The organism is Pseudomonas sp. KU26590 (assembly GCF_026153515.1).
In the GTDB taxonomy this organism is placed as follows: Bacteria; Pseudomonadota; Gammaproteobacteria; order Pseudomonadales; family Pseudomonadaceae; genus Aquipseudomonas.
In genome coordinates, this window is sequence record NZ_CP110644.1 from 451,772 (window position 1) to 474,818 (window position 23,047).

The 23,047-nt window shown below is 59.4% G+C and carries 24 protein-coding genes; 13 read left to right on the plus strand and 11 right to left on the minus strand.

The genetic code is table 11. From position 1 onward, the window contains the following. Positions 1-76 precede the first annotated feature (76 nt). Positions 77-976 (plus strand): LysR family transcriptional regulator, encoded by a 900-nt coding sequence (locus tag OKW98_RS02090; protein ID WP_265387779.1) that lies wholly within the window; start codon positions 77-79, stop codon positions 974-976. On the opposite strand, the gene OKW98_RS02095 is transcribed toward OKW98_RS02090, so the two are convergent. Next, positions 977-1,300, minus strand: a complete 324-nt coding sequence (locus OKW98_RS02095; protein ID WP_037017008.1) for a DUF883 family protein — start codon at positions 1,298-1,300, stop codon at positions 977-979. A 182-nt stretch (positions 1,301-1,482) separates the two neighbouring features. Between OKW98_RS02095 and OKW98_RS02100 the strand changes: the two genes are divergently transcribed. Both OKW98_RS02100 and OKW98_RS02105 read left to right on the plus strand, forming a co-directional pair. Next, complete coding sequence (locus tag OKW98_RS02100; protein ID WP_074886200.1) at positions 1,483-1,698, plus strand: dodecin; 216 nt, start codon at positions 1,483-1,485, stop codon at positions 1,696-1,698. 161 nt (positions 1,699-1,859) lie between these two features. Further along, positions 1,860-2,084 carry a DUF1161 domain-containing protein gene (locus OKW98_RS02105; protein WP_122623653.1) on the plus strand — a complete coding sequence of 75 codons (225 nt, stop codon included), beginning with the start codon at positions 1,860-1,862 and terminating at the stop codon, positions 2,082-2,084. Positions 2,085-2,169: 85 nt separating this feature from the next. Here OKW98_RS02105 and OKW98_RS02110 read toward each other — a convergent pair whose 3' ends face one another. Then, positions 2,170-3,171 carry an LLM class flavin-dependent oxidoreductase gene (locus tag OKW98_RS02110; protein ID WP_108121270.1) on the minus strand — a complete coding sequence of 334 codons (1,002 nt, stop codon included), beginning with the start codon at positions 3,169-3,171 and terminating at the stop codon, positions 2,170-2,172. Between the two features lie 284 nt (positions 3,172-3,455). Here OKW98_RS02110 and OKW98_RS02115 point away from each other — a divergent pair, with 284 nt between their 5' ends. Then, positions 3,456-3,887: an OsmC family protein gene (locus OKW98_RS02115; protein WP_237250246.1), complete on the plus strand. Its 432-nt coding sequence runs from the start codon at positions 3,456-3,458 to the stop codon at positions 3,885-3,887. A gap of 132 nt (positions 3,888-4,019) precedes the next feature. Beyond that, positions 4,020-4,253: a DUF1161 domain-containing protein gene (locus tag OKW98_RS02120; protein ID WP_265387780.1), complete on the plus strand. Its 234-nt coding sequence runs from the start codon at positions 4,020-4,022 to the stop codon at positions 4,251-4,253. Positions 4,254-4,344: 91 nt separating this feature from the next. Here OKW98_RS02120 and OKW98_RS02125 read toward each other — a convergent pair whose 3' ends face one another. Then, on the minus strand, positions 4,345-4,761 hold the full coding sequence (locus OKW98_RS02125) for a hypothetical protein (protein WP_265387781.1): 417 nt from the start codon (positions 4,759-4,761) through the stop codon (positions 4,345-4,347). A 108-nt stretch (positions 4,762-4,869) separates the two neighbouring features. On the opposite strand from OKW98_RS02125, the gene OKW98_RS02130 reads away from it, so the two are divergent. Then, entirely contained in the window at positions 4,870-5,937 is a 1,068-nt protein-coding gene (locus tag OKW98_RS02130) for an aminopeptidase (protein ID WP_265387782.1), read from the plus strand. Between the two features lie 40 nt (positions 5,938-5,977). Here the strand turns inward: OKW98_RS02130 and OKW98_RS02135 are convergent, their stop codons facing one another. Next, complete coding sequence (locus OKW98_RS02135) at positions 5,978-6,628, minus strand: HAD family hydrolase (protein ID WP_265387783.1); 651 nt, start codon at positions 6,626-6,628, stop codon at positions 5,978-5,980. A gap of 8 nt (positions 6,629-6,636) precedes the next feature. Beyond that, complete coding sequence (locus OKW98_RS02140) at positions 6,637-7,185, minus strand: gamma carbonic anhydrase family protein (RefSeq protein ID WP_265387784.1); 549 nt, start codon at positions 7,183-7,185, stop codon at positions 6,637-6,639. A 90-nt stretch (positions 7,186-7,275) separates the two neighbouring features. Here OKW98_RS02140 and prlC point away from each other — a divergent pair, with 90 nt between their 5' ends. Together prlC and OKW98_RS02150 are read left to right on the plus strand one after the other, a co-directional pair. Continuing rightward, the gene (prlC, locus tag OKW98_RS02145) at positions 7,276-9,327 is read left to right on the plus strand and encodes an oligopeptidase A (RefSeq protein ID WP_265387785.1); all 2,052 of its coding nucleotides are present in this window, start codon (positions 7,276-7,278) and stop codon (positions 9,325-9,327) included. Further along, a complete protein-coding gene (locus tag OKW98_RS02150) occupies positions 9,324-9,611 on the plus strand; it encodes a YheV family putative zinc ribbon protein (protein ID WP_265387786.1) in 288 nt (95 codons plus the stop codon). Before prlC ends, OKW98_RS02150 begins: the two co-directional genes overlap by 4 nt. Positions 9,612-9,674: 63 nt before the next feature. On the opposite strand, the gene OKW98_RS02155 is transcribed toward OKW98_RS02150, so the two are convergent. Together OKW98_RS02155 and OKW98_RS02160 are read right to left on the minus strand one after the other, a co-directional pair. Further along, on the minus strand, positions 9,675-11,315 hold the full coding sequence (locus tag OKW98_RS02155; RefSeq protein ID WP_265387787.1) for a hypothetical protein: 1,641 nt from the start codon (positions 11,313-11,315) through the stop codon (positions 9,675-9,677). 189 nt (positions 11,316-11,504) lie between these two features. Further along, positions 11,505-12,158, minus strand: coding sequence for a dual specificity protein phosphatase family protein (locus OKW98_RS02160; protein ID WP_265387788.1), 654 nt, complete (start codon positions 12,156-12,158; stop codon positions 11,505-11,507). Positions 12,159-12,352: 194 nt separating this feature from the next. On the opposite strand from OKW98_RS02160, the gene OKW98_RS02165 reads away from it, so the two are divergent. The 3 genes from OKW98_RS02165 (at position 12,353) to OKW98_RS02175 (ending at position 16,167) form a co-directional block, all read left to right on the plus strand. Next, positions 12,353-13,411 (plus strand): PA0069 family radical SAM protein, encoded by a 1,059-nt coding sequence (locus OKW98_RS02165; protein ID WP_265387789.1) that lies wholly within the window; start codon positions 12,353-12,355, stop codon positions 13,409-13,411. Positions 13,412-13,840: 429 nt separating this feature from the next. Next, complete coding sequence (locus OKW98_RS02170; RefSeq protein ID WP_416148409.1) at positions 13,841-14,506, plus strand: carbonic anhydrase; 666 nt, start codon at positions 13,841-13,843, stop codon at positions 14,504-14,506. A gap of 131 nt (positions 14,507-14,637) precedes the next feature. After that, positions 14,638-16,167, plus strand: coding sequence for a SulP family inorganic anion transporter (locus OKW98_RS02175; RefSeq protein WP_265387791.1), 1,530 nt, complete (start codon positions 14,638-14,640; stop codon positions 16,165-16,167). 25 nt (positions 16,168-16,192) lie between these two features. Here the strand turns inward: OKW98_RS02175 and OKW98_RS02180 are convergent, their stop codons facing one another. Then, positions 16,193-16,843, minus strand: a complete 651-nt coding sequence (locus OKW98_RS02180; RefSeq protein WP_265387792.1) for a hypothetical protein — start codon at positions 16,841-16,843, stop codon at positions 16,193-16,195. A gap of 150 nt (positions 16,844-16,993) precedes the next feature. Here OKW98_RS02180 and OKW98_RS02185 point away from each other — a divergent pair, with 150 nt between their 5' ends. After that, positions 16,994-17,626: an SCO family protein gene (locus OKW98_RS02185; RefSeq protein ID WP_265387793.1), complete on the plus strand. Its 633-nt coding sequence runs from the start codon at positions 16,994-16,996 to the stop codon at positions 17,624-17,626. A gap of 311 nt (positions 17,627-17,937) precedes the next feature. Here OKW98_RS02185 and OKW98_RS02190 read toward each other — a convergent pair whose 3' ends face one another. The 3 genes from OKW98_RS02190 to OKW98_RS02200 form a co-directional block, all read right to left on the minus strand. Beyond that, a complete protein-coding gene (locus OKW98_RS02190) occupies positions 17,938-18,711 on the minus strand; it encodes a MetQ/NlpA family ABC transporter substrate-binding protein (protein WP_265387794.1) in 774 nt (257 codons plus the stop codon). Positions 18,712-18,776: 65 nt separating this feature from the next. Continuing rightward, entirely contained in the window at positions 18,777-19,451 is a 675-nt protein-coding gene (locus OKW98_RS02195; RefSeq protein WP_265387795.1) for a methionine ABC transporter permease, read from the minus strand. Continuing rightward, positions 19,451-20,458, minus strand: a complete 1,008-nt coding sequence (locus OKW98_RS02200; RefSeq protein WP_265387796.1) for a methionine ABC transporter ATP-binding protein — start codon at positions 20,456-20,458, stop codon at positions 19,451-19,453. Before OKW98_RS02200 ends, OKW98_RS02195 begins: the two co-directional genes overlap by 1 nt. A gap of 381 nt (positions 20,459-20,839) precedes the next feature. Here OKW98_RS02200 and katE point away from each other — a divergent pair, with 381 nt between their 5' ends. Continuing rightward, the gene (gene katE / locus OKW98_RS02205) at positions 20,840-22,999 is read left to right on the plus strand and encodes a catalase HPII (protein ID WP_265387797.1); all 2,160 of its coding nucleotides are present in this window, start codon (positions 20,840-20,842) and stop codon (positions 22,997-22,999) included. The last annotated feature ends 48 nt before the right edge of the window (positions 23,000-23,047 follow it).

Genomic DNA, 23,047 nt, shown 5'->3' on the forward strand with positions numbered 1-23,047 from the left:
GCACACTCTAACCAGCGCCAGCGACGATGAAAACCGATAAGATCGGCGCAACCTGTCAGGAAAACTCACCTATCTCATGAGCCGATACCTTCCGCCCCTCAACGCATTGCGTGCATTTGAAGCCACTGCCCGACTTAACAGTGTCAGCCTGGCGGCCACGCAGTTGCACGTTACCCATGGTGCCGTCAGCCGTCAGCTGAAAGTGCTTGAAGAGCACTTGGGCGTTGGCCTCTTCATCAAGGACGGACGTGGCCTGAAACTCACAGATGCAGGGATTCGTCTGCGCGATGCGAGCGCTGAAGCGTTTGATCGTCTGCGCACCGTCTGTTCCGAGCTTAGCCAAGGCAGCGCAGATGCGCCGTTCGTACTGGGTTGTTCCGGAAGCTTGCTGGCACGCTGGTTCATTCCGCGGCTGGGGCGGTTGAACGCGGACCTTCCCGACCTGCGGCTTCACTTATCTGCGGGAGAAGGAGACCTTGATCCGCGACGGCCCGGGCTGGACGCGCTGCTGATATTCGCCGAACCGCCCTGGCCCTCGGACATGCAGGTCTTCGAGCTTGCCAGCGAGCGTATAGGTCCGGTGATGAGTCCTCGATTCGCGCGGTTCGAGGCGCTGCGGCACGCCCCCGTCCAGGCCCTGCTGGGCGAGCCCTTGCTGCAGACCACATCTCGCCTGCAAGCCTGGCCAGCATGGGCAACGCAAAACGGCATCGAACCCGAGGCACTGAGCTACGGACAGGATTTCGAGCATTTGTACTATTTACTGGAGGCGGCCGTCGCAGGCCTGGGCGTGGCAATCGCGCCGGAGCCGTTGGTGGCTGACGACTTGAAAGCCGGACGCCTGGCTGCGCCATGGGGCTTCAGTGAAACCCCGGCGCAGCTCGCGTTGTGGGTGCCAAAGCGCGCCGCAGATGGACGCGCTCAGCACCTGGCTCGATGGCTCAAGCAGGAACTCGAGCGATCGGGGCGGGCTTGATCAGCCGCGCTTGCACAGCAGATAAGCGGCCAGCAGGCCGATTGCGCCAACAGCGACGCCTGCGGTGGTCCAAGGGTGCTCTTGGGCGTAATCACGGGTCGCAACGCTGGTTTCGCGGGTTTTGACTTTGACGTCTTCGTAGACATCGCTCAACAGGCTGCGCGAGTGGCTCAGCGCGCTTTCAGCGTTGGCTTTAAGGTTTTTCAGGGTCTTGCGCGACTCGTCGGAAGCGTCGGACTTCAAGCCTTCCAGCGACTTGAGCAGACTCTCGATCTCGGCTTCCATGCTTTGCAACGACGCTTTACGGGATGACGTGAATGCCATGGTTTGACTCTCCTGCTGTGATGAGTGGCGTGTGTTGTTTCCGACTACAGGGTTTCGAGAAAGTGCAGTGCGTGATGCGAAGTACCGTTTCTTCTGAACTTTTAGGCCGCATTTCGGCACAGAGATAGTGAACACAATCAATGCGGCGCTGCCACCGCGCAACACCTTTCAGGAGAACTGCCATGTCTGATCATCACACCTACAAAATGCTGGAGCTGGTCGGGTCATCGACCGTGGGCACCGACGACGCAATTCAGAACGCGATTGCCCAGGCTGCCAAGTCCGTGAAACTGATGGAATGGTTCGAAGTGCTGGAAACTCGCGGCCACATCGAAGACGGTAAAGTCGGCCACTTCCAGGTGACCATCAAGGTTGGTTTCCGCATCGACAACAGCTGAGTCGCTGAACTTTTGGAGTGGCCGAGTGCCACAACCTTCGCTATACATACCGCGCAGTCGTGACTCCCACCAAGGTTCATGACGCAGGTTCATGTAGTCAGGCCGCCCGACTGGAGCGGCCTCGTTGATCCTAAAATTGCGCCTGACGAGGGGATGTACCGATGAAAAAAGTTCTGTTGGCGATAGGCTTGTTGAGCATTGCGGGCACTACCATGGCCGCTGGCAAATCGTGCGATGACGTGAAAGCCGACATCGACGCGAAAATTAAAGCCAAGGGCGTTTCCTCCTACACGCTGGAAGCTGTTGAAAAAGGCAGCTCGGCAGACGGCAAAGTCGTCGGCACCTGCGAAGGCGGCAGCATGGAAATCGTTTACAAGCGCGGCTGATTCCGGCCCGCTGATACAAAAAAACCGACGCATCTGGCGTCGGTTTTTTTGTTTGTGGCGGGCTAGTTTCTGCGCGTAACCCGAATCAGCCCCTCGCGGCTTGCGCCAGGATCTCGTAAGAGCGCAGGCGATCGGCGTGTTCGTACATGTCGCAGGTGAAGATCAGCTCATCCGCGTCGGTCTGCTCAAGCAGCACGTCCAGCTTCGCGCGAATCTTCTCCGGTCCACCGACGACCGCCAGTCCCAGGAAATCCATCACAGCGTCACGCTCATGGGGCAGCCACAATCCATTCATGCTCTCGACGGGCGGCTTCTGCATCAGGCTCTGCCCACGCATCAGGCTCAAGATACGTTGATACACCGACGTCACCAGGTACTCGGCTTGCTCGTCGGTCTCTGCGGCGGCCAGCGGGACGCCGAGCATCACGTAGGGCTTGTCAAGGACCTCGGAAGGCTTGAAGTGGCTGCGGTAGACGCGAATCGCTTCGTGCATGAAACGCGGCGCAAAGTGCGATGCGAATGCATACGGCAGGCCCCGCTCACCGGCCAGCTGGGCACTGAACAGGCTCGAACCCAGCAGCCAGATTGGCACATTGGTATTGGTGCCGGGCACAGCGAGAACTCGCTGATGAGGCTGACGCGGCCCGAGGTAGTTGACCAGTTCAGTCACGTCATCCGGGAAGTCATCGGAGCTGCCGGAGCGTTCGCGACGCAGGGCGCGAGCGGTCATCTGATCGGAACCCGGCGCGCGGCCGAGGCCCAGATCGATACGGCCCGGGAACAAGCTTTCAAGCGTGCCGAACTGCTCGGCGATCACCAACGGTGCGTGGTTGGGCAGCATGATTCCGCCCGACCCGACCCTGATGGTCGATGTACCACCGGCCAGATACGCCAACAGAACAGAGGTCGCCGAACTGGCGATGCCGTCCATGTTGTGGTGCTCGGCCACCCAGAAACGGTTGTAGCCCCATTTCTCGACGTGTTGCGCCAGATCCAGCGCATTACGCAGTGATTCCGCCGGGCCTTTGTCTTCGCGGACGGGCACCAGATCGAGGGTGGAAATCTTCACATCAGCTAATCGTTTCATAGGCCGTTGTTGATCCTCTTGAGGCTTGAATCGGCGCATCCGTCGGGGACATCACGCGAGCAAACCGGCATTAAGACTAAATATTTGCGTTAAGCCATAGGATAAGGCCGGATTTCTGAGTTGCAATGGGCAATGCGAAATTTCCTACTAATTTGGTCGGATTTAACGTTGCGCCCGTCCGCAAAAAGCACATGCGGCATAAGCGTTGAACTAAGTCCCGCCTACACTCCTCAGAACTTTGGTCCGCGTGCGAGCGAAATCGCACTTTTTCATGAGGAGACACCATGAGCATCGTCAAGAAAGCATCCGCCCACTGGGAAGGTGACCTGAAGTCGGGTATCGGCAGCATCTCTACTGAAACTGGCGTGCTGCGCGAAGCGCCGTACGGCTTCAAGGCCCGTTTTGAAGGCGGCAAGGGCACCAACCCGGAAGAACTGATCGGCGCGGCACATGCCGGCTGCTTCTCCATGGCGCTGTCGATGATCCTCGGTGGGGAAAATCTGACCGCTGAGAGCATCGATACCCACGCTGAAGTGACCCTTGATCAGGTCGAAGGTGGCTTTGAAATCAGCGCTGTGCACCTCATCCTCAAGGCCAAAGTGCCGGGCGCGACCCAAGAGCAATTCGAGAAACTGACCGGTATGGCCAAAGAAGGCTGCCCGGTTTCGAAGCTGCTGAACGCCAAGATCACGCTCGATGCCACACTGCTGAGCTGATTTAGCGTCACTGCTGCGCTTGATGGCCCGCAATTGCGGGCCATCTTCGTTATGGACGCGTGAGAACCGGCGTGCGCCCCCACGGTCACATGCAAGGCCGATGCGTATCGCACGGTGTCGAAGGAGTCGAACATGAAACGTATCGCCGCAATCCTGATTCTCGGGGCGCTGACCACCAGTGCCTTCGCTGCGCCCAAGCCATGTGAAGAGCTTAAAGCTGAAATCGAAACGAAGATTCAGTCTCAGAGCGTCAGCTCATATACGTTGGAGATCGTGGCCAATAAAGATGTCACCGATCAGAGCATGGTCGTCGGTACTTGCGAAAACGACACAAAAAAAATCATCTACCAGAATAACGGCCGCTAGTCCGGGCGTGAGCTGAAGTTTTCAATGAGCCTTGGGTGAGCGAGCTCGCGCGCGCTGACGTTGCGATCATGCGTCACGGGATACAGAAGCCTCACGGGATACAGAAGATATCCCCCTCCTCCGCGAGCACGTTGCGTTGCTCGTCCCGCAACTGTGCGTCGATGCTGTTGGTGATATTGCGCACATCCAGACGATAGCGGTGGCCGGCCTCGAAGCGGTCGTAGTTGATCGTCACGTAGCAGGTTCGCTCGTTGTAGATGTCCATCGATAAACCCATCGCGCCGGGCGCGTAGTCGTAGTCATAACGCACTTCGAGGGTGTGTTTGCCGGGCGTCACCTGGAAGAAGCGACCGTCGTAGGTGCGCACGCCGTCGAGCTTGTCGGCCATCAGGGTTTTGCCGGTGAAGGTATGCAGGTCAACCCATGCCTGTTGGGGATCAACCGCAGGCAGCGGCCCCGCGCAACCGCCCAGAAGACTCAGGGCAACGATGGTCAGAAGCAAGCGCATGACGAACTCCGCAGGTGGGCAAATGGCGATGGGGGTTGCGTCAGAGACGGGCTGTCCGGCATAACGCTGATGTGTGGACTTCATGAATATCGACGCTAAGGCTGCTGCATGATTCGATCGAAAAAGGCCTGGCTGCAACGTAGCCTGCCGATGCTGGCGACTTTACTCCTCAGCGGCTGTTCCAGCCTTTCCTATTACTCGCAACTGGCCAGCGGCCAATTGGCCCTGTTGCGTGCGCGCGAGCCGGTCGCCGACGTCATCGCCGACCCGAATCGCGACCCCAAGCTGCGGGATCATCTGCTCAAATCGCAACAGGCCCGTGCGTTTGCGACCGAGCATCTGCATTTGCCGGATAACCGCAGCTACCGCCTTTATGCCGACATCCATCGCCCGTTTGTCGTCTGGAACGTCTTCGCGACGGGCGAATTTTCCCTGGATCCTGTCACCCATTGCTTCCCCATCGCCGGGTGCGTGGCCTACCGCGGCTATTACACCCAGGGCGCCGCCCGCGGGGACGCGGCTGTGCAGAAGCTTGCGGGCAAGGACGTGTATGTCAGCGGCGTGGAGGCGTATTCGACGCTCGGCTGGTTCGATGACCCGATCATCAGCTCGATGATGAACTGGGGCGATGAGCGACTGGCCACGCTGATCTTCCACGAGCTGGCGCACCAGCGGTTTTACGTGAAGGACGACAGCGAGTTCAACGAGTCCTACGCCAGCTTTGTGGAGCAGGAAGGCACACGTCAGTGGCGCACGGCGCGTGGTCTGCCTGCCGAAGGTGGGTCTTCGGAAGCGCGGCGACGCGATCAACTTACCCAGCTGGCCCTCGACACCCGCGAGCGGCTAAAGGCGTTGTACGCCGAGCCGCTGAGTCCGCAGGTCATGCGCGAACGCAAGGCGGCTGAGTTCGAACGTTTTCGCAGCGAGTATCGGCAGTTGCGCGACAGCCAGTGGGGCGGCGACAAGCGTTTCGACGGCTGGGTGTATTCACCGATGAACAACGCACGCCTGCTGCCCATTGGTTTGTACGATCAGTGGGTGCCGGCGTTTGAAGCGCTGTTCAGGCAGGTGAACGGCGATTGGCCCGCGTTCTATTCGGCGGTGGAAAAGCTGGGCGGATTGCCTAAGGACGAACGCAAGGCGGTGCTGGAGCGGCTGGCCCAAAAATCCACCTGATGTCGGCACTGTTGTGATCGTTCCTACAGATTGAGTGCTCTCAGCTTTTGAGAAACGCCCGCTGCAGCGCGCTCACTGAATCAAAATGATACGTCGGCGCCTCGGCCTGCAACTCCTCGCGGCTGCCGAATCCGTACCCCACCGCCGCCACGTCCAACCCGTTGCGCTTGCCGCCGATCAGGTCGTGTTTGCGGTCGCCAATCATCAGCGTCTGTTTCGGATCGAGTTGCTCTTCATGCAGCAAGTGCCGGATCAGCTCGACCTTGTCAGTGCGGGTGCCGTCCAGCTCGCTGCCATAGATCAGTTTGAAATGGCGCGCGAAGTCGAAATGCCGGGCGATTTCATGGGCGAACACCCAGGGTTTAGAGGTCGCGATGAACAGCGTGCGGCCCTGATCCGAGAGCATGTCCAGCAGTTCGAAAATCCCGTCGAACACCAGATTCTCGTAAAGGCCCGTGACCTTGAAGCGCTCCCGGTAAAAGCCCACCGCTTCCCAGGCCTTCGCTTCGTCGAAGTCGTAGGCGCGCATGAATTGCTGCAGCAGCGGCGGCCCGATGAAGTGCTCGAGCCGGGTGATGTCGGGTTCGTCGATGCCCAGCTTGCTCAAGGCAAACTGGATGGAACGGGTGATGCCTTCGCGCGGGTCGGTCAGGGTGCCGTCCAGGTCGAACAGGATATTCTGGTAATGCATGTGTGCTCTCAGCAGGGTTTGTCGAAGCCTTCGGCCAGGTGCTGGTCTTTCAGCTTCACGTAATTGGTCGCGCTGTAGGGGAAGAAGGCGATCTCTTTTTCGGTCAGCGGGCGCATCTGCTTCACCGGACGCCCGACGTAGAGAAACCCGCTCTCCAGGCGCTTGCCGGGCGGGACCAGACTGCCCGCGCCGATGATCACCTCGTCCTCCACCACCGCGCCGTCCATGATCGTGGTGCCCATGCCGATCAGAATGCGATTGCCGACGGCGCAGCCGTGCAGCATGACCTTGTGGCCGATAGTGACCTCATCGCCGATCAACAGCGGAAAACCGTCGGGGTTGAACGGCCCGGCGTGGGTGATGTGCAGCACACTGCCGTCCTGCACGCTGGTCCGCGCGCCGATGCGGATGCGGTGCATGTCGCCCCGAATGACCGTCAGCGGCCAGACCGAACTGTCGGCGCCGATTTCGACATCGCCGATCACAACCGCCGAATGATCGACAAACGCCCGCTCGCCAAGGGTTGGGGTGTGGTTCTGGAACGTGCGAATGGCCACGATAGGCTCCTTCTCTGGCGCCGATAGCTGCGGTCGGCGCCGATTCTAATTAAGATGCGTGGGTGTTTCTTTTAGCCAAGGTGCCAAACCGTGAGCGCGAACAACCCTCTGTTGCAATCCTACGACCTGCCACCTTTCTCGGCGATTCGCGCCGAGCATGTAAAACCTGCCATCGAACAGATTCTCGCCGACAACCGCTTCGCGATTGCCGACATACTCACCAAACAAGGTTCGCAGCCTACATGGGCTGGCCTGGTGCTGGCGATGGACGAACTCAATGATCGCCTGGGCGCCGCCTGGAGCCCGGTCAGTCACCTGAACGCCGTATGCAATAGCGCGGAACTGCGCGAAGCCTATGAGTCTTGCCTGCCAGCACTGAGCGCCTACTCGACCGAGATGGGCCAGAACCGTGAGCTGTTCCAGGCCTTCGAAGCCCTGGCCAATAGCTCGGAAGCAGTGAATTTCGACGTCGCACAGAAGACCATTCTTGAGCAATCGCTGCGCGACTTCCGTTTGTCGGGCATCGACCTGCCGCCGGACCAGCAAAAACGCTACGCCGAAGTGCAGAGCAAGCTGTCCGAACTGGGCAGTCAGTTCTCCAACCAGTTGCTTGACGCGACCCAAGCCTGGAGCAAGCACGTCACAGATGAGGCCGCCCTCGCCGGCCTGACCGATTCGGCCAAGGCGCAGATGGCGGCCGCTGCCCAGGCGAAAGACCTGGAAGGCTACCTGATTACGCTCGAGTTCCCGAGCTACTACGCCGTGATGACCTATGCCGAAGACCGCGCGCTGCGTGAAGAGGTCTACGCGGCGTATTGCACCCGCGCGTCTGACCAGGGTCCGAACGCTGGCAAGAACGACAACGGCCCGATCATGGAACAGATTCTCGATCTGCGTCAGGAACTGGCCAAACTGCTGGGTTTCGCCAGCTTCTCCGAGCTGAGCCTGGCTACCAAAATGGCCGAGTCCAGCGATCACGTTCTCAGCTTCCTCCGTGATCTGGCCAAGCGCAGCAAGCCGTTTGCCGTTCAGGATCTGCAGCAGTTGAAAGCCTATGCCGCCGAACAAGGCTGCCCGGACCTGCAAAGCTGGGACAGCGGTTTCTATGGCGAGAAGCTGCGCGAACAACGCTACAGCGTTTCCCAGGAAGCCCTGCGCGCCTACTTCCCGGTCGACAAAGTGCTGACCGGCCTGTTCGCGATCGTACAAAAACTGTACGGCATCGAAATCGCCGAGCAGAAGGGCTTCGATACTTGGCACCCGGACGTTCGCCTGTTCGAAATCAAGGAAAACGGCCAGCACGTCGGCCGCTTCTTCTTTGATCTCTACGCTCGCGCCAACAAGCGTGGCGGCGCCTGGATGGACGGCGCCCGCGATCGTCGTCGCACCGCTGAAGGCACATTGCAAAGCCCGGTCGCCAACCTGGTCTGTAACTTCACCCCGGCGGTCAGCGGCAAGCCCGCGCTGCTCACCCACGATGAAGTCACCACTCTGTTCCATGAATTCGGCCACGGCCTGCACCACCTGCTGACCCGCGTCGAACACGCGGGCGCGTCAGGCATCAATGGCGTGGCTTGGGATGCGGTCGAGCTGCCAAGTCAGTTCATGGAAAACTGGTGCTGGGAGCCCGAAGGCCTGGCCCTGATTTCCGGCCATTACGAAACCGGTGAGCCGCTGCCTCAGGACCTCCTGGAGAAAATGCTGGCGGCGAAGAACTTCCAGTCCGGCCTGATGATGGTCCGCCAGCTGGAATTTTCGCTGTTCGACTTTGAACTGCACGCCACCCATGGGGACGGCCGCACCACGCTGCAAGTGCTCGAAGGCGTGCGTGACGAGGTGTCGGTGATGCGTCCGCCGGCGTACAACCGCTTCCCGAACAGCTTCGCCCACATCTTTGCCGGCGGTTATGCGGCGGGCTACTACAGCTACAAGTGGGCCGAAGTGCTGTCCGCCGATGCGTTCTCGAAGTTCGAGGAAGAAGGTGTGTTCAACGAGCAGACGGGCCGGGCGTTCCGTGAGGCCATTCTGGCGCGCGGCGGGTCCCAGGCACCGATGGTGCTGTTCGTCGACTTCCGCGGACGCGAGCCGTCGATTGACGCACTCTTGCGCCATTCGGGGTTGAGTGAGGAAGCGGCAGCATGACCGAAACACCGCAGGTGATTACCAAGAAACGCTTCATCGCCGGGGCCGTCTGCCCGGCGTGCAGCGAGCCTGATAAGTTGATGATGTGGAACGAAGACGACGTGCCGCACCGTGAATGCGTGCACTGCGGTTATTCCGACACCCTCAATGCGCAGGGGCAATCGATCCCCAAAGAACTCGGCACACGGGTGAACAAGCCTGTGGTGAAGCCGGCTGATCCCAAGGTCCAGGGCGTGCAGTTTTTCCCGAATCCGAAGCTGAAGAAACCGGTTGATCCGAGTTGACGTGATCTTGGATAAAAAAAGGGATACCCGTCGTGGGTATCCCTTTTTTATAGCGTTTGTGGATTACCGTGCGCCGCCGATATAACCGAAAGAGATTTTGCCACCGATGGCCTTGGTGTAATTCGTCACTTTAACGTCGCTGTTTGAATAGCTGCTGTTGAAGCTCGGGATGACGACGGGAAGGGTAATGTCGCGCAGAACCTCCACAGTCGTCCGCCCCTCGTTGAAATCACCTTGGGGATGGCCCGTGAGCGTGAAAGACGTGCCCGCTTTGGCCTTGATGATTCTGGCAGACTGGATTTCATCGTTGGAGCAGCCAAAGCTGTTGCTCTTCATCTTCATGTTGTAACTGGAGCTGAAAGGAATCACGCAATCCAGGTTCTGACTGGCATGGGTGCCCTCGTAGAACGCCACCGATGCATCGGAAAAGTCGGTGGGTGTCCGGCTGATGACAATGCGCGACGTCTTGCCATCAAGCCCGTTGTTGTGGTTATAAACGGCCTGGTAATCGCTGTTGCTCGCGTCGGACTCGAAACTCGGGATGACCACACGCTCGCGAATTCCAATGTTGCGTTTCACATCGATGGTGATGTGATCGTCCTGAGTACTGCCGCTGCCACTGTCGAACAACTGAAGACGAGTTCCGCTGGCAACACCCGATAAAGACATCGACCTCGCCTCATCATTTTCACAGCCGTTGTCCTTGCGATTAACCACCCCGGGACGCGCAGGAATCACGCAGACAATGTCTTGAGACCGGGTCGCATTTCGGCCTTCATGCAGGAAGATCCCGCCATTGTTGAGCGCAGCCGTATATCGCTGGGTTTCGCCGCTCTTGTAGTTGTTGATGCCAACGTAGTTGGGTGTAACAGCACAGTTGTCTTCGCGGCGCTTGAGGTAAGTCAGGTTGTTGTCGTAGCTGGCTGAGTCGAAGACAGTGGAAGTGCCCGGGTGAAACTGGTTCATCAGGAACAGCCGTTTCCATTGCTTGCCCGTCGAGCCGGCAACCTTCTCAGTGTTGAGGGGTAAACTGCCCCAGCGCGTGGGGCAAGACCAGTCGTGTGTGCTTTCAATGCTGCTGGCAATGTTCCCCAGAGTGTCCCACTTGTTCTGCACAATCCAATCCTGATCAAACATAACCGTGATCTTTCTGCCCTGGACCCAGTAGTCGCCTGCGACCTCGCGTTTGTCTGTGAACAGGATCAGGCGGTTATTTCGTGCTGCCATCTGGTTGAGCGTCGGCCACCGATCCGCAGCGAAGTTTGCCGGGTCGAATGAAACACTCGCCAGCTCTGGCAAGGTATTGAATACCTCCTGAAGGTGTTCCCGCTTGACGTAGGTTTCAAGGAACAGCGTCACAACCTCACGGGGATTGCTTTGCAGGAAAGGCAGAAATTCTTTTTTCAAGTGAGTGGATAACGATCCATAGCAGGCTATTTGCTTATGGCACACTTTGATACGTTCTTCAGGGCGAGGGTTTGAAGCTTCGACATAAAGATCAAGCATGAAACCCCGGACGCCATCATTGAGCTGGGCCGGCATTTCCTTCAGGTTTTGATTGATCTTTTCATAGGAATTGTGGGAGGTGACCCAACTGTATTCATTGAAGGGTTTATCTCGCGAATCGAGCGTCGTCGCGTAGGCGTTGAGCGTGCCGAGGCTAAAGAGCGTCGCCAGCGCACACGCCGGGTAATTGAATGTCATTGTCGAAATCCTTTTCGATAGGGTGTTTCTGGTAAACGTTGGATGGCTCCATGCCGTTATTGGCATGTGCTGAGTAATAGTTATGTTTTGCGTGATTGCAAACCTCACGCTGTTCAGTTGTATTGCAAGATGCAAAGTTGATGAGCGCTGTTAGATACCGTGGGTTGCCAACGGTGCTCATGCATAGCGCTAATTGATCATGCCTGCTTTGCGCGACAAGCCTTTGATCGCACAAAGGGCAAACACGCTAGTGCTGCACGCACCGCTGTCCATTGCTGACTTCAGCGCCGCCAAATCGACAGTGTTGATGTAGGCAATCCCGCGCTTGAGGCTGTCTTCGTCGCCATACCCGCCATGTTCCATCTCATCCAGCGCTGCCTGTTTGCTCCAGCCCTGGGCAACGATGCGGTACATCGCTGCCACCAGGCCGGTCCGGTCCAGGCCGTGCTTGCAGTGGATCAGCACCGGCCCGTTTTGCTGGGCGGTCTGGATAGCCCGAAGGCTTTCAATCACATCGGCGTCGTCGATGTGCACCACCTGCAGCGGAATCTGCACCTGCGCCACGGAGGTGTCGGACAGCCATTTGCTATCACTTTCCTTGAGGAAGTTGATCACTGTGTGCACGCCAAGCTGCTGCAGAAGCGGCTGCGCTGCAGCGTCCGGCTGGCGACTGCGGTAAAGCGTCGGCGTGATCTGGTAGAGGTTGTAGTGGGGGTCGATGAGTTGCGCCCACTGCGCCGGGCGTGACGATTGCACCGGTGAAACATTCTCGGCCTGAGCGAGAGAGGCAGATGAAACGGCCAGCAGCAGGAGGAGTTGGGCAGCGAGCGGGCGAAGGCGCATGGAAAACGTACCGTGGAAATCAGCTGTTTATCGATGGGGCAAGTTTTCGCTGTGCAGGGTCAAGGCGCTGTGAGGCGCGTGTCAAAAGTTAGTGAAAGCCGTTGATCGGCGGCGGGATGTTTTTCCGGGTTTTGACGTAAAGGGCATGTGCGTTTCGCGATACTGTATGCATAACCAGTTACCAAGGAGCCGTCATGCCCATTCAGTTGCCCCCGCGTGGGCGCGGCACCGCGACCAATCCGCATAACCGCTTTGCGCCCAACCGATCCGTGGCCGAGGACGACGGCTGGTACCAGGAAGTGCCGCTGACCCAGGGCACCACGGTCACGCTGGAAACCGCCAAGAGCATCATCGCGCGCAACTCGTCGCCGGATATTCCTTTCGACCGCTCGATCAATCCGTACCGCGGATGCGAGCACGGCTGTATTTATTGCTACGCCAGACCAAGCCACGCTTATTGGGACATGTCGCCCGGGCTGGACTTCGAAACCAGACTGATCGCCAAAACCAATGCTGCTGCCCTGTTGGAGCAGCAGTTGTCCAAGCCAGGCTACAGCGTCGCGCCGATCACCCTGGGCGCGAACACTGATCCCTATCAGCCCATCGAGCGCGAATACAAATTGAGCCGGGCGACGCTGCAAGTGCTGCTGCGCTATCGCCATCCGGTGACGATCATCACCAAGGGCTCGCTGATTCTCCGGGATCTGGATCTGCTGGCCGAGCTGGCGAAGTTGCGGCTGGTGTCGGTGTTCATCAGCCTCACGACGCTGGACGATGAGCTCAAGCGCATCCTTGAACCCCGGGCTGCCGCGCCCAAGGCCAGGCTACGGGCAATCCGGGTCTTGCGCGATGCCGGTGTGCCGGTGGGCGTTTTGCTGGCGCCGATGATTCCGATGATCAATGACATGGAGCTGGAGAAGCTGATGGCCGAGGCCAAGGCAGCCGGCGCATTGAGTGCGAGCTATGTGATGCTCCGTCTGCCGCTGGAGGTTGCCCCGTTGTTCGAAGAGTGGCTCCAGGCGCATTATCCGCAGAGGGCCGAGCATGTGATGAGCCTGGTAAGGCAGAGCCGCGGCGGTGAGGTGTACGACAGCCGCTTTGGCTCGCGAATGCGCGGCGAGGGAGTATTTGCAGAACTGCTGGCGCAGCGTTACAGCCTCGCCATCAAGAAGCACGGCTTGAACCGGCGGGAGAGTTTTCAGCTGGACTGCAGCGCGTTTTGCCCGCATGGCGGTCAGATGTCGCTGTTGTGACTCGGGTGGCGTCTTACAGCGCGAGATTGCTGATCTTGCGGCGTGAGACGCGTTGTCCTTGTAGGAGCGCGCTTGCCCGCGATTGCGGTCTTTCAGTATAAAAAATGGCAACAGACAGCAAGCGTTCGCGGGCAAGCGCGCTCCTACAGCTTTCGGCGCGAGCTTGCGGTTTAGATTTTCTAACGCAAGACCCGCGATCTAGAGCCACGCATTCAGTTTCAATTAAGTTTGCGCCGTTAAGGTGAGTCGGAAGTGACCGATTGGTCTTGTAAGAAAAGTTACGCAAGAAGACCAGAAAAAAGTGGGTCATCCACAGGATTCGCCGGAAAATCCACTTAAATCCGTCAGAGAGGATGAAACATGAGTGACCAGGATAAGCAGCCTCAGGCTGCGACGACAGGCGTAACGCCCCAGGTGGAAACTGCCGAAATGGCGCTGAAGCAGATCGTTGATGGCTTCAAGCAATTCCGCCATGACGTCTTCCCTCAGCAGGAAGAACTGTTCAAGAAACTCGCCACCGCCCAACATCCCCGGGCCATGTTCATCACCTGCGCCGACTCGCGCATCGTCCCGGAACTCATCACCCAAAGCTCGCCAGGCGACCTGTTCGTCACCCGTAACGTGGGTAACGTCGTCCCGCCTTATGGCCCTATGAATGGCGGCGTTTCGACCGCTATTGAATACGCCGTCCTGGCCTTGGGCGTGCAGCACATCATCGTGTGTGGCCACTCTGATTGCGGGGCCATGCGCGCCGTTCTCAACCCCGACACCCTCGAAAAAATGCCGACGGTCAAAGCCTGGCTGCGTCACGCCGAGGTCGCCAAGACCGTTGTGCAGGACAACTGCAGCTGCAGCAGTGAGCACGAAACCATGCACGTGCTCACTGAAGAAAACGTCATCGCACAGCTGCAACATCTGCGCACGCACCCTTCCGTGGCGTCCAAGCTGGCCAGTGGTCAGTTGTTCATCCATGGCTGGGTCTACGACATCGAAACCAGCGAAATCCGCGCTTACGATGCCGAGCAGGATTGCTTCCTGCCGCTGGATGGCGACCATCCGGTGCCCATGGCGTCGATCCCCCGCGGGCGATATTGATCGCCGGCTGACCCGCTGCGCCTGAGCGCAGCGGCGTCGGCCCTGACGCTTCCACCCTCATACAAGCTCGTAGCGGCCGCGCATAGCGCGTGCCGCCGGGCGTTGTCACGTCTGAATTCCGGAGAGTCGTCATGGCTACTACTGATCTGAAAGCGTTGTTACCACGGGAGCTGCTGGCTTCCGTGGTGGTTTTTCTGGTGGCCCTGCCGCTGTGCATGGGCATTGCCATCGCTTCCGGCATGCCGCCGTCCAAAGGTTTGATCACCGGCATCATTGGCGGTCTGGTGGTGGGCTGGCTGGCCGGTTCGCCGCTACAGGTCAGCGGCCCGGCGGCAGGTCTGGCGGTGCTGGTGTTCGAGCTGGTCCGTGAACATGGCATGGCCATGCTCGGGCCGATTTTGCTGCTCGCCGGGGCGCTGCAATTGCTGGCCGGTCGCTTGAAGCTCGGTTGCTGGTTTCGCGTCACGGCGCCGGCGGTGGTGTACGGCATGCTCGCGGGCATTGGTGTGCTGATCGTGCTTTCCCAGGTCCACGTCATGTTCGACAGCGGGCCCAAGCCTTCCGGGCTGGATAATCTGGTGGCGTTCCCGCAGACCGTTGTCAGTGCGATGGGGATGGGCAGCGCCATGCAGGCCGGTCTTCTCGGGCTGGGCACCATCGCCGTGATGTGGCTGTGGGAAAAGCGTCGGCCCCATGCGCTGCGGTTTGTGCCGGGCGCATTGCTCGGCGTCGGCATCGCAACGGTGGTGAGCCTGGTGATGAGCTTGCAGGTCAAGCGCGTCGAGGTTCCGGCCAACCTTGCTGAGGCCATCGACTGGCTGCGCCCCGCAGACCTGCTGAACCTGGCGGATCCTGCCATCCTGATCGCGGCGATTGCCGTGGCCTTCATTGCCAGCGCCGAAACCCTGTTGTCGGCAGCGGCGGTGGATCGGATGCACGACGGCCCGCGTTCGGACTTCGACAAAGAGCTCAGCGCCCAGGGCGTAGGCAACATGTTGTGCGGTCTGGTTGGCGCGTTGCCGATGACCGGCGTGATCGTGCGCAGTTCGGCCAACGTGCAGGCGGGTGCAAAGACGCGACTGTCGGCGATGTTCCACGGGCTGTGGCTGCTGGCGTTCGTGCTGTTGCTGTCGAGCGTGCTGCAGAGCATTCCTGTGGCGAGCCTCGCCGGCGTGCTGGTCTACACCGGCGTGAAGCTGGTGAACATTCAGGCGCTCAAGGGGCTGGGACGCTACGGCCGCATGCCGATGTTCATCTATGGCGCGACCGCCAGCGCGATTGTCCTGACGGACCTGCTGACGGGTGTGTTGATCGGCTTTGGCCTGACCCTGGTGAAGCTGGCGCTGAATGCATCGCGGTTGAAGATCAATCTGGTCGACCTGCCGGCCGAGGGTGAAATGGAGCTGCGCCTCAATGGTTCGGCTACGTTCCTCAAAGTGCCGGCCCTGACGCAGACACTGGAAACCGTGCCGCCCGGCACCACGCTGCATGTGCCGTTGGGCAATCTGAGGTATATCGACCATTCCTGCCTGGAGTTGCTGGAGGAATGGGGTCGGGCCAATGCCGCACAGGGCTCGCGTTTACTGTTGGAGCAACGGCTGCTCAAGCGTCGCGTGGAGGGAAGGATCCGCACGTCGATCGGAGGCGCAGCGCTGCATTAAGGTCCGCGTGAGGGGGCGTGCGGGATCAGTCTTTCCCGCATTCCAGCTCCAGACCCACGCCCAGCTGACGTGACAGGCTGGGCCAGCGTTTCCAGGCCGCATCGGTGTCCGGGCTGGCGAGGCGATCGCGGTAGGCTTCCACCGACTCCAGGGAGAAGCTTTCGTCGTTGAGCATTTCGTCGATAGCGTGATGCACCACTTCATCCAGCTGGTTGGCGAACGATTCGCCGATCAGTTGGTGGGCGATGACACTGGCCACGGTGGTGTTCATCGGTATCAGCGGTTGGCCGAAATGCTTGATGTACAGATCATTCACTTCTTCTACCAGACGGTGGGCCAGATACGCCTCATCCAACAGCCCGTCGAGCCCTTCGTGGCCCGCCATGATGGCGGGCGGCGCGCTGAAGAATTGCTCGGCGATTCTGAGGACCGGCCTGATCTGGCTTTCAATGCCCGCCTGCAACGCGACGTCGTGGGCGGCGTCCAGCAGGTCCGGCACCTGACCGATGTAGGCAACGACGAATCGCGTCAGCACGCCTCGCGCGTCTACGTCAGGCAGGTGAATGGAAGGGTGCAGATGAGGAAGTTGCGACTCCAACTGGCGCGATAGCTGCCCGGATTGGTTTTCGTGTTCCTGAGCTCGGGTGATCTGCTCGCGCAATGCGGCGGTGTTCATGGATGCTCCATAGGCAGTGAAACCAAGCGGTCATTATAGGGAAGTCCATACCTTAGCTTGCCCACAAATGACGCTAAGACGTAATTGTCATAACAGCTTCATGGTTATGTGCATAATCGCGCGCTCGTGGACCACTTATGGGCTGAACTCATGACCCGAACCCAGAAAACCGTTTTCATCTTTATGGCCATCGTGGCGCTGGTGCTTGGCCTGACCGTTTACCGTGTGCTGTCCGGACCGGATCAAGGCGACCAGACAGCCCTTATCGACGCAGGGATTATCCTTCTCCCGCAGAGCCGCAACGTGCCGGATCTCTCGCTCACCGATCAGGACGGCCAATCCGTTTCATTGAGCCAATTGAAGGGCAAATGGACGGTGCTATTCTTCGGCTACACCTTCTGCCCGGACATCTGCCCGACCACCCTCGCCCAGCTACGTCAGATTAAAAGCGAGTTGCCTAAGGACGTCGTCGAAAAACTGCGCATCGTGCTGGTCAGCGTCGACCCCGATCGCGACACCCCGCAACAGCTCAAGCAATACCTGGGTTATTTCGACAAGCAGTTCGTCGGTCTGGCGGCGCCAGTCGATACGCTGCAGAAGTTGGCGAATGCCGTGAGCATCCCGTACATCCCGGCGGACACCAGCAAGCCGAACTACACGGTCGACCACAGCGGTAACCTCGCCCTCCTCGGTCCCGACGGCACGCAGCGCGGCTTCATCCGCGCGCCGCTGAACAGCCAGAAGCTGGTGGCGCAGTTGCCGGGGCTGGTTGAGAGGAAGTGAAGACAAATGATCTCGGCGTCGCGCCGTGATAATTGCAGGAGCGCTTGATGCCTAACGACGGCCTCTGTAGGAGCGCGCTTGCCCGCGATGGCTGAGGCACGGACGCTAGAGATATATCGGCTGTACCGACCATTTCGCGGGCAAGCGCGCTCCTACACGGGGGTGGTAGCGGATGATCAATCCGAGCGTGCGCAATATCTGTGAGCCGGCTTGAACTGGCGAACGCGGTTTGCCAGCTGCGATCCTAATCTCTGAAACAACGCATTCGCCAGCAAGCCGGCTCCCACGACGTCACCCGCCTAATACCTTGATCAGAACGCCGGAACCACGGCGCCTTTGTATTTCTCAACGATGAACGCCTTGGTTTCCGGGCTGTGCAGCGCGGCGACCAGTTTCTGGATGGCCGGGGCATCCTTGTTGTCTTCGCGGGTCACCAGGATGTTCGCGTAAGGCGACTCCGATCCTTCGATGATCAGCGCATCCTTGGTGGGATCAAGCTTGGCCGTCAGGGCGTAGTTGGTGTTGATCAGCGCCAGATCCACCTGCGTCAGTACGCGTGGCAGAGTCGCGGCTTCCAGCTCGCGGAATTTCAGGTTCTTCGGGTTCTGCTGAACGTCGCTTGGCTTGGCGGTGATGCTGGTCGGATCCTTCAGGGTGATCAGGCCGGCCTTGACCAGCAGCAACAGCGCGCGGCCCTCGTTGGTGGCGTCATTCGGGATGGCCACGTTAGCGCCATCCGGCAGCTCGGCCAGACTTTTGAGCTTGTCCGAGTACGCGCCAAACGGCTCAATGTGAACCTTGGCCACGCTCACCAGATGCGTGCCCTTGCCCTTGTTGAACTCATCGAGATACGGCTGGTGCTGGAAGAAGTTGGCGTCCATGCGGTTCTGGTCCACCTGCACGTTGGGCTGAATGTAATCGTTGAACACCTTCACGTTCAGCGTTACACCTTCCTTCGCCAGCATCGGCTTCACGAACTCGAGAATCTCGGCGTGGGGCACGGCGGAAGCCGCAACGGTCAAGGTCTCATCAGCATGGGCAGACAGGGCCGCCACCGCCGCAAATACAGCCAACAACTTCTTCATTTCTACTACTCCTGAAATGCACGCGCAGTGGCGTGCATCTGCCGGTCAGTGACCGGCGAATTCGGTTAACGGTGTGAAAAGTGCGCGACCAGTCTGTCGCCAACGGTTTGCAGGATCTGCACCAGCACCAGCAGCAATACGACCGTTACAAACATCACATCGTTCTGAAAGCGTTGATAACCGTAGCGAATCGCCAGATCGCCCAGGCCGCCGGCGCCGACCGCACCGGCCATGGCCGTGAACGACACCAGTGCAATCGCGGTGACGGTGATTGCGGCGAGAATGCCCGGGCGTGCTTCAGGCAACAGCGCCTTGATCACGACCTGCCGGGTCGTCGCGCCCATGGCCTGAGTGGCCTCGATGATCCCGCGATCCACTTCCCGCAGCGCGGTTTCCACCAGGCGTGCAAAGAACGGCGTGGCGCCTGCGATCAACGGCGGCAGCGTGCCGAGAATGCCCAGCGAGGTGCCGGTGATGATTTCCGTCAGCGGCATCATCACGATCAGCAGGATGATGAACGGCAGCGCTCGCAGCATGTTCACGATCAGGCCGACGGTGGTGTAGAGCGGCTTGTTCTCAAGCAACTGACGCGGAGAGGTCAGGAACATCAGCACGCCAAGCGGCAAGCCCAGCAGGACGGTGAAGGCAAGCGACACGCCGAGCATGATCAGGGTGTCGCCTGTCGCCAGCCAGATTTCGTACCAGTCGACGTTGGAAAACAGGTTGAGAAAGGTGTCCATCAGCGCAGGACCTCCATGTGAACGTCGGCTGCGGTGAAGCGGGCAAACGCGGCATCCATGTCACCACCGGTGATGGCCAGCGTCAGTTGCCCGTAAGGCGTGTCTTTGATGCGGTCGATACGGCCGGCCAGAATGCTGTAGTCCACACCGGTTTCCCGCGCGACCGTGCCCAGCAATGGCGCGTAGGTCGCTTCGCCCTGAAACGTCAGGCGCACGATGCGACCCTGAACATGGGCGAAATCGAGGTTCAGCTGGTTTTCGTCGACCTCCTCGTCTTCCTGCACAAAACGGCGAGTGGTCGGGTGCTTGGGGTGCAGAAACACATCGGCCACAGCGCCCTGCTCGACGATGATGCCCGCATCCATGACCGCCACCTGATCGCAGACGCGACGGATCACGTCCATTTCGTGGGTGATCAACACGATGGTCAGGTTTAGTTCGCGATTGATCTCGGCCAGCAGCTGCAACACCGACGCCGTGGTTTGCGGGTCAAGGGCGCTGGTGGCCTCGTCGCACAGCAGAATCTTTGGCTTGGTCGCCAGCGCGCGGGCGATGCCGACGCGTTGCTTCTGACCGCCTGACAATTGCGCCGGGTATTTCCTGGCGTGGTCGGAAAGACCCACGCGGGCGAGCAGCTCGGCCACGCGCTGATCAATCTGCGCGCGGGACATGTCCCCGGCCAGCGTCAGCGGCATGGCGACGTTGTCGGCCACCGTCTTTGACGACAGCAGATTGAAGTGCTGGAAAATCATGCCGACCTGACGGCGGAAGCCGCGCAGACCATCGGCGTCCAGTGCGGTGACATCAACGTCATCGACCAGAATCTTGCCGCCGCTCGGTGCCTCAAGGCGGTTGATCAGGCGCAGCATGGTGCTTTTGCCGGCGCCGGAATGGCCGATCAGACCAAACACCTGGCCGTTTTCGATGCGCAGGCTGGTGGGGTGCAGCGCGGGAATTTCCCGGTCGGCAACCCGATAGGTTTTGTGGACGTTTTGGAACTCGATCACGGAGCGAACCTTGTGGGGCGCGTTGAAAGATCAGCGTGGGGCTCATGCCTTCATCACGCTGCTGAGCGATGCCATTTCGGCTTCGGCTGGGTAAACCGGGCGCGCATTTTAGCCTGTCGAATCCAGGTTGGGCCCAGCATTCTTAGCATTTATTTCGCACTGGACCTGCCGAACGGTCATATGGATGGCCGGCTGTCAGTCCGGCGATGGAAATCGAAGAATCGGAAAAACAAACGGAACGGCTGTTTTCATCGTCAGTCACTTACTTAGCGCCTGAATAATGCCTGACTTCGTGTCAGGCATTTCCGCCTACGAGCTCCTGCTGCCTCCACACCATGGAATGCCGAAAAAGGAGCCGTCTGAACCGAGGAGTTTTGTCTGATGAGTAAGAACACCAATCCACCTGTTAGCCCCAAAGCCAACAGTGAACTGGCTGGCACTGACACGCTGGACCGTGGCAATACCAACGCCAAGGTTGAAAGCCTTGAAACGTTCCGCTCCGACGCTACCGGCGAGGCTTTGCGCACCAATCAGGGCGTGAAGATCTCCGACAATCAGAACACGCTGAAAGTCGGATCGCGCGGCCCCTCGCTGCTCGAAGACTTCATCATGCGCGAGAAGATCACCCACTTTGACCATGAACGCATCCCGGAGCGCATCGTCCATGCGCGCGGTACCGCGGCTCATGGTTACTTCCAGACCTACGAGAACCATTCGGCGCTGTCAAAAGCCGAATTCCTGCGCGACCCGGGCAAGAAAACCCCGGTCTTTACACGCTTTTCCACGGTCCAGGGCCCACGTGGCTCCGGCGATACCGTCCGTGACGTACGCGGTTTCGCGGTCAAGTTCTATACCGGCGAAGGCAACTACGACCTGGTCGGCAACAACATGCCGGTGTTCTTCATCCAGGACGCCATCAAGTTTCCCGATTTCGTACACGCGGTGAAGCCAGAGCCTCATAACGAAATCCCTACGGGCGGCTCGGCACACGACACCTTCTGGGACTTCGTTTCACTGGTGCCGGAATCCGCGCACATGGTGCTGTGGACCATGTCCGACCGTGCGATCCCGAAAAGCCTGCGGTCGATGCAAGGCTTCGGCATTCACACGTTCCGCATGATCAACACCGAGGGTAAATCCACGTTCGTCAAATTCCACTGGAAGCCCAAGTACGGTACTTGCTCTCTGGTGTGGGACGAAGCGCAGAAGCTTGCGGGCAAGGACACTGACTTCCATCGCCGCGACCTGTGGGAGTCCATCGAGATGGGCGACTACCCGGAATGGGAACTGGGCGTTCAGATCATCGCAGAAGAAGACGAGCACAAGTTCGACTTCGACATTCTGGACCCGACCAAAATCATCCCGGAAGAGCTGGTGCCGGTAACGCCGCTGGGCAAAATGGTGCTCAACCGCAATCCGGACAACTACTTCGCCGAGACCGAGCAGGTTGCGTTCTGCCCAGGCCACGTCGTGCCGGGTATCGACTTCTCCAACGATCCGCTGCTGCAAGGTCGACTGTTTTCCTACACCGACACGCAGATCAGCCGACTGGGCGGGCCGAACTTCCACGAGATCCCGATCAACCGTCCGGTCTCGCCGAACCACAACAACCAGCGTGATGCTCAACACCGCACCACCATCGACAAGGGTCGTGCTTCCTACGAGCCAAACTCGATCGACGGCGGCTGGCCGAAAGAAACCCCTGCAGGTCCGGAGGATGGCGGCTTCGAGACGTATCCAGAACGCATCGAAGCGCACAAAGTGCGTGAACGCAGCCCGTCGTTTGGCGATCACTTCTCCCAAGCCACGCTGTTCTTCAACAGCATGAGCGAGCACGAGAAAGAGCACATTATCGCGGCCTACAGCTTCGAGCTGGGCAAGGTTGAGCGTGAGCACATCCGCGCACGTCAGGTGAATGAGATTCTCGCGAATATCGACCTCACACTGGCCAAACGTGTGGCTGAAAACCTTGGCTTGCCCGCGCCGACCGCCCCGACTGTCCAGGCCCAAAGCAACGGCAAGTTGACTGTCGACAAGTCGCCGCTGCTGAGCCAGGCGAACCTGCTGCCTGCCGACATTGCTTCGCGCAAAGTGGCCATCCTGGTTGCCAATGGCGTCGACGACAAAGCCGTCGCGGCGATGAAAGCGGCGCTGGAAGCCGAAGGCGCACACGCCAAGGTGCTGGGTCCTACCTCCGCGCCGGTCAAAACCGCGAGCGGTGCGTCCCTGGCAGTTGATGCTTCGATGGAAGGTTTGCCATCGGTCGCGTTCGATGCCGTGTTCATCCCGGGCGGCGATGCCTCCATCAAGGCACTGAGCGGCGACGGCGTGGCACTGCACTATGTGCTTGAGGCGTACAAGCACCTCAAAGCCATTGCTTATGCAGGTGATGCACAGAAATTGATCGACCTGCTGCGCTTGGAAGCCGATGCCGGCTTGCTGGCCGTTTCGGACAAAGCCTCCTTCAAGGCATTCTTCGATGCGATCCAGCAGCACCGCGTCTGGGCTCGTGAGCCTAAAGCGAAGGCGATTCCTGCGTAATTTGCGGGGCTAGCCGTAACAAAAAAGGCGTTGCCCGCGAGGGCAACG